We start from the raw sequence: 16,355 nt of genomic DNA, 5'->3' as shown, positions 1-16,355 counted from the left end.
CCTAGCGGGCCAGCGCCGCATCCTGTCTTAACAGCTGCGACATGTACTGCGGCGTGATCCCGAGGAACGACGCCACCACCTTCTGCGAAATGCGCTGCTCGAGGCCCGGGTAGTCGCGGCGGAACGCTTCGAGCCGGCCCTGCGCCGGGCACACGCTCAGGTACAGGCGGCGGCTCTGGTCCATGATGCCGCACTCCGACACCTTGAGGTAGTAATCGCGCAGCACCGAGTGCTGCTCGGCCAGCGCCCACAGCGCGCGCCAGTCGAAGCGGTACGCCTGCACCGCCGTTTCCGCCACCACGAAATTGTGTGCAGGTGCATTGCCCATGGCGCGCAGCACGTCGTCGTGCGACACGGCCAGGTGGCCGTCGGTGCGGAAGTACAGCGTCACTTCGCTGCCGTTGTCGGGCACGAAGCCGGCGCGCGCCACGCCGCTGTGCAGCCAGTGGATGTACTGCACCACTTCGCCGCTGCGCTGCAGCTGCTCGCCCTTGCGCACGCTGATATGCGTGGCCAATGGCGCCATCAGGCGTGAAATTTCGTCGTACATTTCAGGGGATACCCGAAAACGCTCGGCGAGCACTTGCCGGTATTTTGCCCGGTGATCTAGGAATGCCTGGTTCATATTCTATGGCGCGGCCGGGTTAGCCGGCATTGGTGTGATGGGTCTTTCGCTGGGTGGGTAGCAAAAAGGCAGCCAGCAGTGTAAACCTTTTTTGAGTCAAAAGTGCAAATATCGTTGCGATTTAGCATTAATTCCCCAGCGTGGGCAATGACCAAGAGTGTCACCTGAAACCAGGTGAAATCCGGGCAGGCACGCCGCCACGGCGCCGCACCAAACATCCCATTTTGCTAGTCACCATAAGGCGCCGTTTCACGGTTGTTAGTCTGCAACAGCTAGCTGTGGCGCCCCTGTTCGTTTCAAAATTTTAAGCAACATTTACCAGGCATTGCGCTAGAGTGGGACCTCGGCGCCCCCCTTTTGAGGCGCTTGCTGCCGGAGCGGGGTGCCATCGCGTGAAGACGATTTTCGGAGTCGAAGCAAGCTTCAAACAACTGTTTGCGCCGTTCGCACTGGCGGCGGCGGGTGGTGCGGGCACCATCGTGGCTGGCTGGACCGCATGGGGCTGGTACACCGTGTTGTGGGCTGCGCTGCTGCTGGCCGGCGCCGCATGGTGTGCGTTCGGACCGGCGGTGGGTGGCCAGGCGCCCGGCGGCGACAGCATGATAGGGCGCTACCTGCACGGGCGCGATGCGTTCGGCGCGGCGGTGCTGCCGGTGTGGAGCCGCCACATGGAAAACTCGCGGACGCAAATGGAGGACGCGGTGGCCGACCTGGCCACCCGCTTTTCGAGCATCGTCGATAAGCTCGACCACGCGCTGCACGTCTCCAGCCTCGAAGGCAACCAGGGCGGGCAGTCGATGACGGCCGTGTTCTCGCACAGCGCTTCGCAACTGGCGTCCGTGGTGGCGTCGATGAAGTCGGCCATGCAGTCCAAGCAGGCCATGCTGGGACAGATCCGCGACCTGGAACGCTTTACCCGCGAGCTGCGCGACATGGCCGAAGGCGTGGCCAGCATCGCCGCCCAGACCAATCTGCTGGCCCTGAACGCCGCCATCGAGGCCGCGCGCGCCGGTCCCGCCGGCGCCGGCTTCGCGGTGGTGGCGCAGGAGGTGCGCCACCTGTCGAGCCGCTCGGCCGAGACGGGCCGCAATATCTCGCAGCGCGTGGGGCAGATCAGCAGCGCCATCCTGGCCGCCAGCCAGGCCGCCGAGGCGTCCAGCGACGCGGAAGACCAGAGCATGCAGTCGGCCGAAGGCATGATCGACTCGGTGCTGGCCGACTTCCGCACCATGACCGACGCGCTGGTGCAATCGTCCGACCTGCTCAAGCAGGAAAGCCTCGCCATCCAGGGCGAGGTGGGCGAGGCGCTGGTGCAGCTGCAATTCCAGGACCGCGTGAGCCAGGTGATGTCGCACGTGCGCGAAAACCTCGCACTGATGCCAACGGTACTGGAAGAAAACCGCCGCCATTACGAGGCCACCGGCGAACTGCTGGCGCCCGACCCGGCGCCGCTGCTCGACGCCTTGAAAAGCACCTACGCCATGGCCGAGGAACACGCGGTGCACGGCGGCTCGCGCCACGTGGCGCCCAAGGCGGCGGATGCCGACGAGATCACTTTTTTCTAGAACGGGGTGAAACAGCATGGCAAAGACGATACTGGTGGTTGACGATTCGGCCTCGCTGCGCCAGGTGGTGGGCATCGCGCTCAAGGGCGCGGGCTACGACGTGATCGAAGGCCGCGACGGCGCCGACGCGCTCACCAAGTGCACGGGCCAGAAGATCCACCTGGTCGTGTGCGACGTGAACATGCCCAATATGGACGGCATCACGTTTGTCAAAGAGTTCAAGAAGCTGGCCAGCTACCGGTTTACGCCGGTGATCATGCTCACCACCGAATCGCAGGAAAGTAAAAAAGAAGAGGGCAAGGCTGCTGGCGCCAAGGCGTGGGTGGTCAAGCCGTTCAAGCCCGAGGTGCTGCTGGGCGCCGTCGCCAAGCTGGTGCTGCCGTGAGCGATATCGGCCACCTGGCCTGGAGCGGCGAGATCAATATCTACCGCGCCGCCGATCTAAAGCTTGAAGTCCTTCATGCGCTGCGCGCAGCGCCGGTGCTGGAAATCGACCTGGCCGGCGTGACCGAACTCGATACGGCAGGCTTGCAGGTGCTGATGCTGGCCAAGCGCACCGCGACCATCGAACAGCGCGAGCTGCGGCTGCGCAACCACAGCCCGGCCGTGGTGGACGTGGTGGAGATGCTGAACCTGGGCGCGTTCTTCGGCGACGCCGTCCTGATCCACAGTTGAGGAGTCCACCATGAACCTGGACCAGGCGCTGCAAACCTTCATCACCGAAAGCCGCGAGCTGCTGGCCGACATGGAGCACGCGCTGCTCAATATCGACCTGTCCCAGGATTTGGGTGACCAGGGCGAGGCGATCAACGCCATCTTCCGCGCCGCCCACACCATCAAGGGTTCGGCTGGCCTGTTCAGCCTTGATCACATGGTGGCGTTCACCCACGTGGTGGAAAGCCTGCTCGACGCCGTGCGCGACGGCCGCGCGGTGATCGACGACGACATGGTGGCGCTGCTGCTGGCCTGCTGCGACCATCTGTCGAGCATGACCGACGGCCTGGCGGCGGGCCAATACGAGGCCGACCCGGACACCGCACCCGAGGGCGAACGCCTGCTGCTGCAGCTGCGGCGGCGCATGGGCACAGGTGACGAACCGGCGCAATCGCTGGCGGAGCAGTCATTGACAGTGCGGCCGGAACCGGACGTGGAGCGCATGGGGCAGGAGGCAAGTGACGGCGACAGCGACTACTGGCATATCTCGCTGCGGTTCGGCGCCGGCGTGCTGCAAAACGGCATGGACCCGATCGCGTTCCTGCGCTACCTGGCGCGGCTGGGCCGCATCGCCGGCATGGCCACCGTGGCCGATGCGCTGCCGGCGGCCGACGAGATGGACGCGGAACTCTGTTATCTCGGCTTCGAGATCGCCTTCGAGAGCACGGCCGACCGCGCGGCGATCCTGGGCGTGTTCGAATTCGTGCAGGACGACTGCGAGATCCGCCTGGTGGCGCCGCGCGGCAAGGTGTCCGAGTACGTGGAACTGATCCGCGCGCTGCCGGAAAATCCGGCCCGACTGGGCGAAATGCTGGTGCAGTGCGGCAGCGTGACGGCCGCCGAGCTGGCAGCGGCGCTGGCGCAGCAGTCGCAGCAATCCCAACCACCGGAGGCGCAGGGGAAAGCGGGCGCGCAGCCGGCGCAGGAGGCGCCGCAGCGCCTGGGCAGCATCCTGGTCGCTGCCGGCCAGGTGGCGCCGGTGGTGGTGGAGGCGGCGCTCACGCGGCAAAAGCAGGTGGTCGAACAAAAGGCCCAGGAAAACCGCTCGGTCCGGGTCGATTCCGACAAGCTCGATCGCCTGATCGACCTGGTGGGCGAATTGATCATCGCCGGCGCGCGCACCAGCGTGATCGGCCTGCGCCTGCACAACGCCGAACTGCTGGAAGCGACATCCACGGTATCGAACCTGGTGGAGCAGGTGCGCGACGCCGCGCTGGAACTGCGCATGGTGAAAATCGGCGCCACCTTCAACCGCTTCCAGCGCGTGGTGCACGACGTGGCGCGCGAGCTGGGCAAGGACATCGGCCTGGCGGTCGATGGCGAGGATGCGGAACTGGACAAGACGGTGGTGGAGAAGATCGGCGACCCGCTGATGCACCTGGTGCGCAACGCCATGGACCACGGCATCGAGCCGGCCGCCGTGCGCGTGGCTGCCGGCAAACCGGCGCGCGGCATGATCACGCTGAACGCGTTCCACGAATCGGGCAGCATCGTGATCGAAGTGAGCGACGACGGCGGCGGCCTGCGCAAGGAGAAAATCCTGGCCAAGGCCATCGAGCGCAGCCTGGTGGATCCGGAGCGCAAGCTCACCGATGCCGAAATCTACAACCTGATTTTCGAAGCCGGCTTTTCCACCGCCGAGACGATTACCAACCTGTCCGGGCGCGGGGTGGGCATGGATGTCGTCAAGCGCAACATCACCGCCTTGCGCGGCAGCGTCGATGTCCGCAGCGTTGAAGGGCAGGGCGCCACCGTCACCGTACGCCTGCCCCTTACGCTGGCCATCATCGACGGCTTCCTGGTGCAGGTGGGGTCGTCCGTGTTCGTGATCCCGCTCGACACCATCGAGGAATGCATCGAGTTCGCCGCCGAGCCGGGGCAGGACTACAGCAACCTGCGCGGCCAGGTGCTGCCGTTTATCCGCCTGCGCTCGCTGTTCCATATCGCCGGCGCGCCCACGCGGCGCGAGAGCATCGTGGTGCTGCGCTTCGGCAAGGTGCGCGCGGGGCTGGTGGTCGATATGCTGCTCGGCGAATTCCAGACCGTGATCAAGCCTCTCAGTCCCATCTTCAGCGAAGTGCGCTGCATCAGCGGCTCCACCATCCTCGGTAGCGGCGACGTGGCGCTGATACTCGACGTCGGTGCATTGCTGCAGGCCGTGGACGGCCGTGGCGCCGCCGCCCCCGCATTGCCTGCCCTGGCCGTCTGATGGAGAACACCGCCATGAACCTTGCCATCACCAAGCACGGCGCCGAGCCCCTGCCCACCCAGTACCTGACCTTCCTGCTGGGCGAGGAACGGTTCGCGGTCGGCATCCTGCACGTCAAGGAAATCATCGAATACGCGGGCACCGCCACCGTGCCGATGATGCCCGACTGCGTGCGCGGCGTGATCAACCTGCGCGGCGCGGTAGTGCCGGTGATCGACCTGTCGGCGCGCTTCGGGCGCGGCGTGGCGGCCATCGGCAAGCGCACGTCGATCATCATCGCCGAGATCGACGATGGCGAAGGCAAGCAGGTGCTGGGCATGATGGTCGATGCGGTGAACGCGGTGGTGGAAATCGAACCGGCCGACATCGAAGCGGCGCCGCCGTTCGGGGCCCGTATCCGCGCCGACTTCATCGCCGGCATCGCCAAATGCCAGGGGCGCTTCGTGATCCTGCTGGCGCTCGAACGGGTGCTGTCCACCGGCGAGGTGGTGGAACTCTCCCGCCATGCCGTGCCGCTGGCCACGGCCAGTTCCCGTGCCAGCCCATGACCGCAGCAGCCCTGACCGACCGCGAATTCTCCCAGTTCCAGCGCTTTATTTACGACGCCGCCGGCATCAGCATGTCGGACGGCAAACAGGCGCTGGTGAGCGGGCGCCTGGCCAAGCGCCTGGCGCACCACCGGCTGGCCAGTTACGGCGACTATTTGCGGCTGCTGCAAAGCCGCAGTGACCCGGCCGAGCTGCAAGTGGCGATCGACCTGCTCACCACCAATGAAACCTATTTTTTCCGCGAACCGAAGCACTTCCAGCTGCTGCGCCAACTGGCGGAAGACGCGCGCGATCGCGGCCGGGGCCGCGGGCTGCGCGTGTGGAGCGCGGCCAGCTCCAGCGGCGAGGAAGCCTACAGCATCGCCATGGTGCTGGCCGACGTGCTGGGCGACGCCGCCTGGGAAGTGCTGGGCACCGACATCAGCACCCGCGTGCTGCAACGGGCGCGCAACGGCCACTATCCGCTCGAACGCGCCAGCCAGATGCCGATCGGCTACCTGAAGCGTTTTTGCCTGCGGGGCCAGGGCAGCGAGGAGGGCACCATGCTGATCGAGCGCCCGCTGCGCCAGCGGGTACAATTCCAGCAGGTGAACCTGAATCAGGCGCTGCCCGCATTGGGCCAGTTCGACGTGATCTTCCTGCGGAATGTAATGATCTATTTTAATCTCGACACCAAGCGCCAGGTGGTGGCGCGCCTGCTGGCGCTGTTGCGGCCCGGTGGCCATTTCCTGATCGGGCATTCGGAAACCCTGAACGACATCAACGACACGCTGTCGCCGGTGGCGCCATCGGTGTATCGCAAGGACCAGCAATGAACGACATCAAGGTCATGATCGTCGACGATTCGGCCGTGGTGCGGCAGGTGCTCAGCGGGCTGCTCAACGCCGCGCCGGGCATCACCGTCACTTATGCCGTGGCCAACCCGCTCTTGGCGATCGAGCGGATGAAGATGCAGTGGCCCGACGTCATCGTGCTCGATGTCGAAATGCCGAAGATGGACGGCATCTCGTTCCTGCGCAAGATCATGGCCGAGCGGCCCACGCCCGTGGTGATCTGCTCCACGCTCACCGAGAAGGGCGCGCAGACCTCGGTCGAAGCCTTGACCGCTGGCGCCGTGGCCGTCATCACCAAGCCGCGCCTGGACCTCAAGCAGTTTTTGTACGACAGCTCGGACGAACTGGTATCGGCCGTGCGCACGGCTGCCGGCGCCCACGTGGTCAAGTCCGCGCACCATGCGCCATTGCCACCGGTAACCGCCAAGCTCAATGCGGATGCGGTGCTGTCGCTGGGCGATACGCGACCCATGACCGCGACCACCGAACGGATCGTGGCGATCGGCACCTCCACCGGTGGCACCCAGGCGCTGGAAGAAGTGCTTACGTCGCTGCCGCGTGTTTGCCCCGGGATCGTGGTGGTGCAGCACATGCCTGAGAAATTCACCGCCGCCTTTGCTGCGCGGCTCGACAGCGTATGCGAGGTGCGCGTCAAGGAAGCGGCCAATAACGACCGCGTGCTGCAAGGCCAGGTGCTGATCGCGCCCGGCGGCAAGCACATGCTCCTGCGCCGCAATGGTGCACAGTATTTTGTCGAGGTGGTCGATGGTCCGCTGGTCAATCGCCACCGGCCATCGGTGGACGTGCTGTTCCGCTCGACCGCGCGCGCGGCCGGCGCCAATGCGCTGGGCGTGATCATGACGGGGATGGGGGACGACGGCGCGGCAGGCCTGCTGGAGATGCTCAAGGCGGGCGCGCGCACCGTGGCGCAGGACGAGGCGTCGTGCGTGGTGTACGGCATGCCGAAGGAGGCGGTCAAGCGCGGGGCGGTGGAAAAATCGGTGCCGTTGACGGCAATCTACCGCGAGATCTTGCAGCAGCTGGGCTGAGGCCGGGGGGAGCATCCCCGGCCGGCATAACACTTACGGTTTGACGAATTTGAGCGTCATGCGATCGCTCTCGCCGATGGCCTGGTACTTGGCGCGGTCTTCATCCTTGTTGGTGAAGGTGGGCGGCAGTGCCCACACGCCGTTCTTGTGGTCGGCCGTGTCCTTGGGATTGGCATTGATCTCCGACTTGGCGGCCAGCTTGAAGCCTGCCGCTTCGGCCAGGCCGATCACGTACTTCTCGTGCATGTAGCCGCTGCTGGCGGTGGCGTCCTGCGTTTTGGAGGCCGGCAGGCGGTGCTCCACCACGCCGAATACGCCGCCCGGTTTCAGGCTGTCGTACACGCTGGTAAACAGCGCCTTGAGGTTGTCCGGGCCGGTCGGAATCCAGTTGTGGATGTTGCGGAACGTGAGCACCATGTCGACGCTGTTATTTGGTGCAAACTCGTATTTGCGCGGCGGCGAGAACACGCCCAGCGCCACCTTGTTGTACACGGCCGGATTGGCGTTCAGGCGCTCCATGAAGCGCTCGGCGCCCTTGCGTTCGCGCTCGTTGGGCGACGCCAGGTCGTTGCCGGCGGCAATCAGCTTGCCGTTCTCGCGCAGGTATGGCGCCAGGATCTCGGTGTACCAGCCAGCGCCCGGCGACAGTTCCACCACCGTCATGTTCGGGCGGATGCCGAAGAAGGCCAGGGTCTCGTAAGGATGGCGGGCGGCGTCGCGCTGCACGTTGGCGGGCGTGCGCGAGCTGGCGCCGATGGCGTCCTTGAGCTTCGCATCCACCGCCTGCGCCGAGGCGCCGGCGGCGGCGAACAGCGTGGTGCAGGCCAGAGCGGCCACGAGGTATTTCTTCATACTCGGTCTCCTGAGGGGTCAATGGCGGCGCCGTGCGGCCGCCCTGCGCGATCATGGGCGAGGAGCGCACGCAGGTCAAGCGAATCGGCGCCCGCGTAAAAAACGCACAAGTGTGGCGCCGCTTGTAACGCAGTGTATCGCTGTGGCAGATGGCATACATATTGCTATCCCTATCGTTAATCAGGCGCTAATATTGCCTTTCTGTTGCCCAGGGCGGCTGGCCCGAATCAGGGAAACCTCGAACCATCCCACAAGGGTTTTGCGAGGTGCTCCTGTCTCACATTTGGAGAGATGATGGAACGACGTGCATTCCTCAACATTGGTAGTCTGGCGCTGGGCACGATGTTGCTGCCTGCTTTTGGCCGCGCCATCGCGGCCGAAGAATTACTCAACCCGGTCGCCCTGCAGTTCAAGAAAATGCTGGCCGATACCGCGATGACGGCCGCCACCCAGGCCGGCGCCAGTTACTGCGACGTGCGCGTGGGCCGCTACCTGAACCAGTTCATCACCACGCGCGATCTCAACGTGGACAACGTGGTCAACACCGAATCGGCCGGCGTGGGCGTGCGCGTGATCGCCGGCGGCGCCTACGGCTTTGCCGCCACCAACGACATGACACCCGACGGCGTGGCAGGCGCCGCGCGCCAGGCCGTGGCGATTGCCCGCGCCAACGCCAAGCTGCAAACCGAACCTGTCGTGCTGGCGCCGGTGAAAAGCCTGGGCGAAGTGGCGTGGGCCACGCCCATCGTCAAGGACTGGCGCACGGTGCCGATCAAGGAAAAGGCCGAGCTGCTGATCACCGCCAACAAGGCCGGCATGGACGGCGGCGCGAGCTTCATGCAGTCGATGCTGTTCCAGGTGAACCAGCAAAAATACTTCGCATCCACCGACGGCTCGTATATCGACCAGGACGTGCACCGCTTGTGGATGCCGGTATACGCCACCGCCGTGGACCAGAAGAGCAACAAGTTCCGCACCCGCCAGGGCCTGTCGGCGCCGGTGGGCATGGGCTACGAATACCTGGACGCACGCCCCGAGCACAAGGTCAAGGCAGCCGGTGGCGTGACCACGCTGTACACCAAGTCCTATGACCTGATCGAAGATGCGCGCGCGGCCGGCAAACAGGCCAGGCAGAAGCTCACCGCCAAGTCGGTGGAGCCGGGCAAATACGACCTGGTGCTCTCGCCCGAACACCTGTGGCTGACCATCCACGAATCGGTGGGGCACCCGACCGAACTCGATCGCGTGCTCGGTTACGAGGCCAACTACGCCGGCACCAGCTTCGCCACGCTCGACAAGTGGGAAACCAAGAAATTCAAGTACGGCTCCGATATCGTCAACATCGTCGCCGACAAGACCACGCCAGGCTCGCTGGCCAACGTGGGTTACGACGACGAGGGTGTGCCGTGCAAGCGCTGGGACATCATCAAGGACGGCATCCTGGTCAACTACCAGGCCACGCGCGACCAGGCAGCCATCATCGGCGAGAAGGAATCGCACGGCTGCTCGTACGCCGACAACTGGAGCAGCGTGCAGTTCCAGCGCATGCCCAATGTGTCGCTGCAGGCCGGTAAAAAGCGACTTACCCCGGACGAGATGGTCAAGGACGTCAAGAAGGGCATCTATATCGTGGGCGACGGTTCGTTCTCGATCGACCAGCAGCGCTACAACTTCCAGTTCGGCGGCCAGCTGTACTACGAGATCAAGAACGGCAAGATCGGCCAGATGCTCGAAGACGTGGCCTACCAGTCGAATACCCAGGAATTCTGGAATGCCTGCACCGCCATGTGCGACGAGCGCGATTGGCGCATGGGCGGCTCCTTCTTCGACGGCAAGGGCCAGCCTTCGCAGGTGTCGGTGGTGTCGCACGGGGCGAGTACCACCCGCTTCAACGGCATTAACGTGATTAACACTGCGCGCAAGATCGCCTGAGCCTGGAGAAGAAGACAATGAAAAACCTCAACCAGGACGACGCCAAACGCATTTGCGACAAGGTGCTGGCGCTGACCAGCGCCGACCAGTGCGAAGTGAGCCTGACCGGCAGCCGCAATGGCAATATCCGCTATGCGCGCAACGCCGTCTCCACTGCTGGCCTGATCGAAAACACCGAACTGGCGATCGCGGTCGCCTTCGGCAACAAGCAGGGCATCGCCACCATCAATGAGTTCGACGACAAGTCGATCGAGCGCGCGGTGCGCCGCGCCGAGGAGCTGGCGCGCCTGGCGCCGGACAACCCGGAGTTCATGCCCACGCCATCGAAACAGCAGTACAAGGCCAGCGAAACGTTCTTCCAGAAGACCGCCGACATCGACCCGGAATTCCGCGCCCAGGTGGCCGCCTACAGCATCGAGAACAGCCGCAAGAACAAGCTGGTGGCAGCGGGCTTTTTTGCCGACAGCGCCAAGTTCACGGCGGTGGCCAACTCCAACGGCGTCTTCGGCTTCCAGCGCGATACCGGACTGGACTTCACCATTACGGTGCGCACCGAAGACGGGCGCGGTTCCGGCTGGGCCAAGCGCAGCGTGGGCGATGCATCGAAATTCGACGCGCGTGAAGCGTCCAACGTCGCCATCGAAAAAGCCTTGCGCTCGGTGGAAGCCAAGGCGCTGGAACCGGGCCGCTACACGGTGGTGCTCGAACCGGCCGCCACGTCCGACATCCTGGCCTATATGTTCAACGACTTCGGTGCGCGCGAGGCCGACGAGGGCCGCAGCTTCCTGTCGAAAAAAGGCGGTGGCAACCGCAAGGGCGAAAAGCTGTTCGACCAGCAGGTCAACGTGTGGTCCGATCCGTGGGACGCCAACGTGGCCGTGCTGCCGTGGGATGGCGGCTCGATGCTGGCGCGCGAACGCCAGGACCTGATCAAGAATGGCCGCGTCCAGGATCTCAATTACTCGATGTACTGGGCCAAGAAGCAGGGCCAGCGCGCAGTGGGGGCGCCCGGCAACATCATCATGGCCGGCACCAACAAATCCACCGAGGAGCTGATTGCGAATACTAAAAAAGGGGTGCTGGTCACGCGCACCTGGTATATCCGCATGGTCGATCCGCAGTCGGTGCTGCTCACGGGCTTGACGCGCGACGGCACGTTCTATATCGAGAACGGCAAGATCAAGCACCCGATCAAGAACTTCCGCTTCAACGAAAGCCCGGTATCGATGTTGAACAATATCGATGAACTGGGCCGGCCGGAAATCCTGTCGGGCGACGAATCGCCGTACCAGTTGCTGGTGCCGGCCATGCGCGTGCGCGATTTCAATTTCACGTCGCTGTCGGACGCGGTTTAAAACAGACTTTTGGAGTATCAGTGGAACGACGTTCATTTTTAAAGGTCAGCGCCGCCGCCGGCGGCAGCTTGCTGATCCCCGTTTTCGGTAACGCCATCGCCGCCGACGAGTTGCTGAGCCCAATGGCCGTGCAGTTCAAGAAGTCGCTGGCCGACGCCGCCCTCAACGCGGCCACCAAGGCCGGCGCCAGCTACTGCGACGTGCGCATCGGCCGCTACCTGAACCAGTTCATCACCACGCGCGACCTCAACGTGGAAGACATCGTCAACACCGAGTCGTCCGGCGTGGGTGTGCGCGTGATCGCCGGCGGCGCCTACGGCTTTTGCTCGACCAACGTGATGACGCTCGACTCGGTGGCCGACGCCGCGCGCCAGGCCGTGGCGATTGCCCGCGCCAATGCGAAGCTGCAGCTCGAACCCGTGGTGCTGGCGCCCGTCAAGGGCGTGGGCGACGTGGCATGGGCCACGCCGTTCAAGAAGGACTGGCGCGCGGTGCCCATCAAGGAAAAGGCAGAACTGCTGATCGCCGCCAACAAGGCCGGCCTGGAAGCGGGCGCCAACTTCATGCAGGCCAACCTGTTCCAGGTCAACCAGCAAAAGTATTTTGCGTCCACCGACGGCTCCTACATCGACCAGGACTTGCACCGTTTGTGGTCGCCGTTCACCGCCACTGCCGTGGACAAGGCCAGTAACCGCTTCCGTACCCGCGATGGATTGTCGTCGCCGGTGGCGATGGGTTATGAATTCTTCGACGCCCGTCCCGAGCACAAGCTCAAGGCGGCCGGCGGCGTGACCACGCTGTACAACGGTTCGTATGACCTGATCGAGGACGCCCGTGCGGCCGGGCGCCAGGCGCGCGAAAAGCTCACCGCCAAGTCGGTGGAGCCGGGCAAGTACGACCTGGTGCTCTCGCCCGAACACCTGTTCCTGACCATCCACGAGTCGGTGGGCCACGCGACGGAACTGGACCGCGTGCTCGGCTACGAAGCCAACTACGCCGGCACCAGCTTTGCCACGCTCGACAAGTGGCAAAGCAAGAAATTCAAGTACGGCTCCGATATCGTCAACTTCATCGCGGATCGCACCACCGCGGCGTCGCTCGGTTGCGTCGGTTACGACGACGAGGGAGTGCCGGCCAAGCGCTGGGACATCATCAAGGACGGCATCCTGGTCAACTACCAGGCCACGCGCGACCAGGCTCACGTCATCGGCGAGAAGGAATCGCAAGGCTGCTCGTACGCGGACAGCTGGAGCAGCGTGCAGTTCCAGCGCATGCCCAACGTCTCCCTGGCGGCGGGCAAGAAGCAGCTGACGCCCGACGAGATGGTCAAGGATGTCAAGAAGGGGATTTACATCCTCGGCCGCGGCTCGTTCTCGATCGACCAGCAGCGCTACAACTTCCAGTTCGGCGGCCAGCTGTATTTCGAGATCAGGAACGGCAAGATCGGCAACCAGCTCGAAGACGTGGCCTACCAATCGAACACCCAGGAGTTCTGGAACGCCTGCACGGCGCTGTGCGATGCGCGCGACTGGCGCATGGGCGGCTCCTTCTTCGACGGCAAGGGCCAGCCGAGCCAGGTCAGCGCCGTGTCGCACGGTTCGCCCACCACGCGCTTCAACGGCATCAATGTGATCAACACCGCACGCAAAATAGGATAAACGATGAAGATGCTCACGCAAGACCAGGCAAAACAGATTTGCGACAAGGTGATGGCGCTGTCGAAAGCCGACGAATGCCGGGTGCAGATTTCGGGCAGCCAGCGCGGCAACGTGCGCTACGCGCGCAACAGCGTGTCCACCGCCGGCCTGGTGCAAAACACCCAGCTCACCGTGAGCGTGGCCTTTGGCAAGCGCCAGGGCACGGCGTCGGTGAACGAGTTCGATGACAAGTCGCTGGAAAAGGCCGTGCGCCGCGCCGAGGAAGTGGCGCGCCTGGCACCGGAAAATCCGGAGTTCCTGCCGGCCGTGAAAGGGCAGGTTTATAAAGCATCGTCGACGTACAGCGCGGCCACCGCCGCCATCGATCCCGAGTACCGCGCGGAGGTGGCGGCAGCGAGCATCGAGCTGGCGCGTAAAAAAGGCCTGGTCGCCGCCGGCTTTTTCAGCGATACCACCGGCTTCGAAACCGTGGCCAACTCCAACGGCGTGTTCGGCTACCAGACCCTGACCAACCTCGGCTTCACGGTCACGACCCGCACCGAGGACGGCCTGGGCTCGGGCTGGGTCACGCGCTCGGCCAACGATGCCGCCAGGTTCAACGCGCGCGAGGCGTCCGAGATTGCCATCGAAAAAGCGCTTACTTCGGTCAATGCCAAGGCCATCGAGCCGGGTCGCTACACGGTGATCCTGGAGCCGGCCGCCACGTCGGAAATCATCGGCCGCATGTTCGGCGCGTTCGATGCGCGCCAGGCCGACGAGGGCCGCAGCTTCCTGTCGAAAAAAGGTGGCGGTAACCGCCTCGGCGAAAAGCTGTTCGACGAGCAGGTGAACCTGTGGGCCGATCCGTGGAACCCGGACGTGCCGGTGCTGGGCTGGGACAACGCCTCGATGCTGGCGCGCGAGCGCACCGACGTGATCAAGGGCGGCAAGATCGCCTCGCTCGACTACACCCCTTACTGGGCCGAGAAGCAGGGCAAGCGCGCCATCGGCCGCCACGGCAACATGATCATGTCGGGCGGCGGCAAGTCCACCGAAGAGCTGATCGCGTCCACCAAGAAGGGCGTGCTGGTCACGCGCACCTGGTATATCCGCATGGTCGATCCGCAGTCGCTGCTGCTCACGGGCCTGACGCGCGATGGCACCTTCTACATCGAGAACGGCAAGATCAAGCACCCGATCAAGAACTTCCGCTTCAACGAGAGCCCGGTGTCGATGCTGAACAATATCGAGGAACTGGGCAAGCCGGTGGTGATCGGCGGCGACGAAGTGCGTTACCAGATGATGATCCCGCCGATGAAGGTGCGCGACTTTAACTTCACGTCGCTGTCGGACGCGGTGTAGGTTTAACGAAAGGGCAGACGGCTTTGGCCTGGGATTTCTACTTCACCCGCCTGACTTACGAGTCGGGCGACTGGGATGTCGATGTGCGCATGCCCAGCAACGTGCTCAATTCGCTGGTCGAGTACACGACCCTGCGCGTCGATCCGGTGGAGCGTATCGTGGCCCTGTCCGACCCGAAGATGCTCGAGGCGCCGTTCTGCTACTTCGCCGGCCACAAGCTGGTGCAGTTCACGCCGGCCGAGCGCAAGAACCTCGAGCGCTACGTGAAGGGCGGCGGCTTCGTGTTCGTGGATGACTGCAACCACGATATCGACGGCCTGTTCGCCAAGTCGTTCGAATCCGAGATCGCCAGCATTTTCGGCAAGCGCGCCTTGAACAAGATCCCGAACAACCACCCGGTCTATTCGAGCTTCTTCAAGTTCGAGGGGCCGCCGACGACCGGCGTGGAACTCAATGGATGGGGCGACGACCTGGTGCACGACTACCTGAAGGCGGTGGAAGTGGGCGGACGGGTGCGGATTTTATACAGCAACAAGGACTACGGCTGCGAGTGGGACTACGACTTTCGCAACAAGCGTTTTCTGGCGATCGACAACACCCGCTTTGCGGTCAATATCATTCAATACGCGTTGGGAGCTTAGATGAGCGGTACGATGGGCGCAATCGCCTGGAGCGAAAGTGAAGTTGGCGCGTTGACCGCCAAGGTGGTGGCGCTCAAGGCCAGCATGTCGAAGGTGATCATCGGCCAGGAAAACGTGATCGACTCGCTCATCATCTGTCTGCTCGCCGGCGGCCACGCGCTGGTGGAGGGCGTGCCTGGACTGGGCAAGACGCTGCTGGTCAAGTCGCTCTCGCAGGCAACCGACATGGCGTTCCACCGGGTACAGTTCACGCCCGACCTGATGCCGTCCGATATCGTCGGCACCGAGATCCTGGAAGAAGACCAGGCCACGCGCAAGCGCGAGTTCCGCTTCCAGCCCGGGCCAGTATTCACCCAGGTGCTGCTGGCCGACGAGATCAACCGCGCGCCGCCCAAAACCCAGTCGGCGCTGCTGGAGGCGATGCAGGAACGCAGCGTCACCTTCGCCGGACAGACCCATGTGCTGCCCAAGCCCTTCTTCGTGCTGGCGACGCAGAACCCGATCGAGCAGGCCGGCACCTATCCGCTGCCGGAGGCACAGCTCGACCGCTTCCTGCTGCGCATCGACGTCGTCTATCCGACCGAGGAGGAAGAAATCCGCATGGTGGCCGCCACCACCAACGCCGGCCTGCGCGATGCCGAACCGGTGATGGACGTGGCCACGCTGTTGCGCCTGCAGCAGCTGGTGCGCGATATCGAAATCGGCGAACATTTGCTGACGTACGCCACGCGGCTGGTGCGGGCCACCCGGCCCGCGCTCACCACCGTGCCGGCGGTGACGCAGCACGTAGGCTGGGGCGCCGGTCCGCGCGCCGGCCAGGCGCTGGTGCTGGCATCAAAGGCGCGGGCGCTGATGCACAACCGGCTGGCGGTCACGCGCGAGGATATCGGCGCGATGCTGCTGCCGGTGCTGGCGCACCGCGTGATCCGCAACTTCGAGGCCGAGGCCGACGGCGTGGCGATCGCTGACATCCTGCTGGCGCTGCGCGAGCATATCCTTCCCGATTAGCCGACGCTCCACGTCCATTTCGTCC

15 protein-coding genes are annotated in these 16,355 nt (G+C 64.3%); 13 read left to right on the top strand and 2 right to left on the bottom strand.

All coding sequences use genetic code 11. From position 1 onward, the window contains the following. Position 1: 1 nt before the first annotated feature. A complete protein-coding gene (locus SR858_RS24595) occupies positions 2-550 on the bottom strand; it encodes a Crp/Fnr family transcriptional regulator (RefSeq protein ID WP_019923539.1) in 549 nt (182 codons plus the stop codon). Between the two features lie 467 nt (positions 551-1,017). On the opposite strand from SR858_RS24595, the gene SR858_RS24590 reads away from it, so the two are divergent. Genes SR858_RS24590 through SR858_RS24560 form a run of 7 tightly spaced genes read left to right on the top strand, consistent with a single transcriptional unit; the run spans position 1,018 to position 7,543 of the window. Beyond that, positions 1,018-2,190, top strand: coding sequence for a methyl-accepting chemotaxis protein (locus tag SR858_RS24590; protein WP_019923538.1), 1,173 nt, complete (start codon positions 1,018-1,020; stop codon positions 2,188-2,190). A gap of 16 nt (positions 2,191-2,206) precedes the next feature. Beyond that, positions 2,207-2,575: a response regulator gene (locus SR858_RS24585; RefSeq protein ID WP_019923537.1), complete on the top strand. Its 369-nt coding sequence runs from the start codon at positions 2,207-2,209 to the stop codon at positions 2,573-2,575. Beyond that, the gene (locus SR858_RS24580) at positions 2,572-2,865 is read left to right on the top strand and encodes an STAS domain-containing protein (RefSeq protein WP_019923536.1); all 294 of its coding nucleotides are present in this window, start codon (positions 2,572-2,574) and stop codon (positions 2,863-2,865) included. Before SR858_RS24585 ends, SR858_RS24580 begins: the two co-directional genes overlap by 4 nt. Positions 2,866-2,875: 10 nt before the next feature. After that, the gene (locus SR858_RS24575; protein ID WP_019923535.1) at positions 2,876-5,113 is read left to right on the top strand and encodes a chemotaxis protein CheA; all 2,238 of its coding nucleotides are present in this window, start codon (positions 2,876-2,878) and stop codon (positions 5,111-5,113) included. A gap of 14 nt (positions 5,114-5,127) precedes the next feature. After that, positions 5,128-5,661, top strand: coding sequence for a chemotaxis protein CheW (locus SR858_RS24570; RefSeq protein WP_322534080.1), 534 nt, complete (start codon positions 5,128-5,130; stop codon positions 5,659-5,661). Then, complete coding sequence (locus SR858_RS24565) at positions 5,658-6,476, top strand: CheR family methyltransferase (protein ID WP_019923533.1); 819 nt, start codon at positions 5,658-5,660, stop codon at positions 6,474-6,476. The genes SR858_RS24570 and SR858_RS24565 overlap by 4 nt, the downstream gene beginning before the upstream one ends. Beyond that, positions 6,473-7,543 (top strand): protein-glutamate methylesterase/protein-glutamine glutaminase, encoded by a 1,071-nt coding sequence (locus SR858_RS24560; RefSeq protein WP_019923532.1) that lies wholly within the window; start codon positions 6,473-6,475, stop codon positions 7,541-7,543. Before SR858_RS24565 ends, SR858_RS24560 begins: the two co-directional genes overlap by 4 nt. A 33-nt stretch (positions 7,544-7,576) precedes the next feature. On the opposite strand, the gene SR858_RS24555 is transcribed toward SR858_RS24560, so the two are convergent. After that, positions 7,577-8,395, bottom strand: a complete 819-nt coding sequence (locus SR858_RS24555; RefSeq protein WP_019923531.1) for a class I SAM-dependent methyltransferase — start codon at positions 8,393-8,395, stop codon at positions 7,577-7,579. A 294-nt stretch (positions 8,396-8,689) separates the two neighbouring features. Here SR858_RS24555 and SR858_RS24550 point away from each other — a divergent pair, with 294 nt between their 5' ends. Genes SR858_RS24550 through SR858_RS24525 form a run of 6 tightly spaced genes read left to right on the top strand, consistent with a single transcriptional unit; the run spans position 8,690 to position 16,330 of the window. Then, entirely contained in the window at positions 8,690-10,327 is a 1,638-nt protein-coding gene (locus SR858_RS24550) for a TldD/PmbA family protein (RefSeq protein WP_019923530.1), read from the top strand. Positions 10,328-10,344: 17 nt separating this feature from the next. Further along, entirely contained in the window at positions 10,345-11,682 is a 1,338-nt protein-coding gene (locus tag SR858_RS24545; RefSeq protein ID WP_019923529.1) for a TldD/PmbA family protein, read from the top strand. A 20-nt stretch (positions 11,683-11,702) separates the two neighbouring features. After that, positions 11,703-13,340 (top strand): TldD/PmbA family protein, encoded by a 1,638-nt coding sequence (locus SR858_RS24540; RefSeq protein ID WP_019923528.1) that lies wholly within the window; start codon positions 11,703-11,705, stop codon positions 13,338-13,340. 3 nt (positions 13,341-13,343) lie between these two features. Next, entirely contained in the window at positions 13,344-14,681 is a 1,338-nt protein-coding gene (locus SR858_RS24535) for a TldD/PmbA family protein (protein WP_019923527.1), read from the top strand. A 23-nt stretch (positions 14,682-14,704) separates the two neighbouring features. Then, complete coding sequence (locus tag SR858_RS24530) at positions 14,705-15,322, top strand: DUF4159 domain-containing protein (protein WP_019923526.1); 618 nt, start codon at positions 14,705-14,707, stop codon at positions 15,320-15,322. Continuing rightward, positions 15,323-16,330, top strand: a complete 1,008-nt coding sequence (locus SR858_RS24525; protein ID WP_322534077.1) for an AAA family ATPase — start codon at positions 15,323-15,325, stop codon at positions 16,328-16,330. It begins immediately after the preceding gene. Positions 16,331-16,355 lie beyond the last annotated feature (25 nt).

Origin of the sequence: Duganella zoogloeoides (genome assembly GCF_034479515.1) — a bacterium.
GTDB lineage: Bacteria > Pseudomonadota > Gammaproteobacteria > Burkholderiales > Burkholderiaceae_D > Rugamonas > Rugamonas zoogloeoides.
This window is presented reverse-complemented; position numbering and strand designations above follow the sequence as displayed.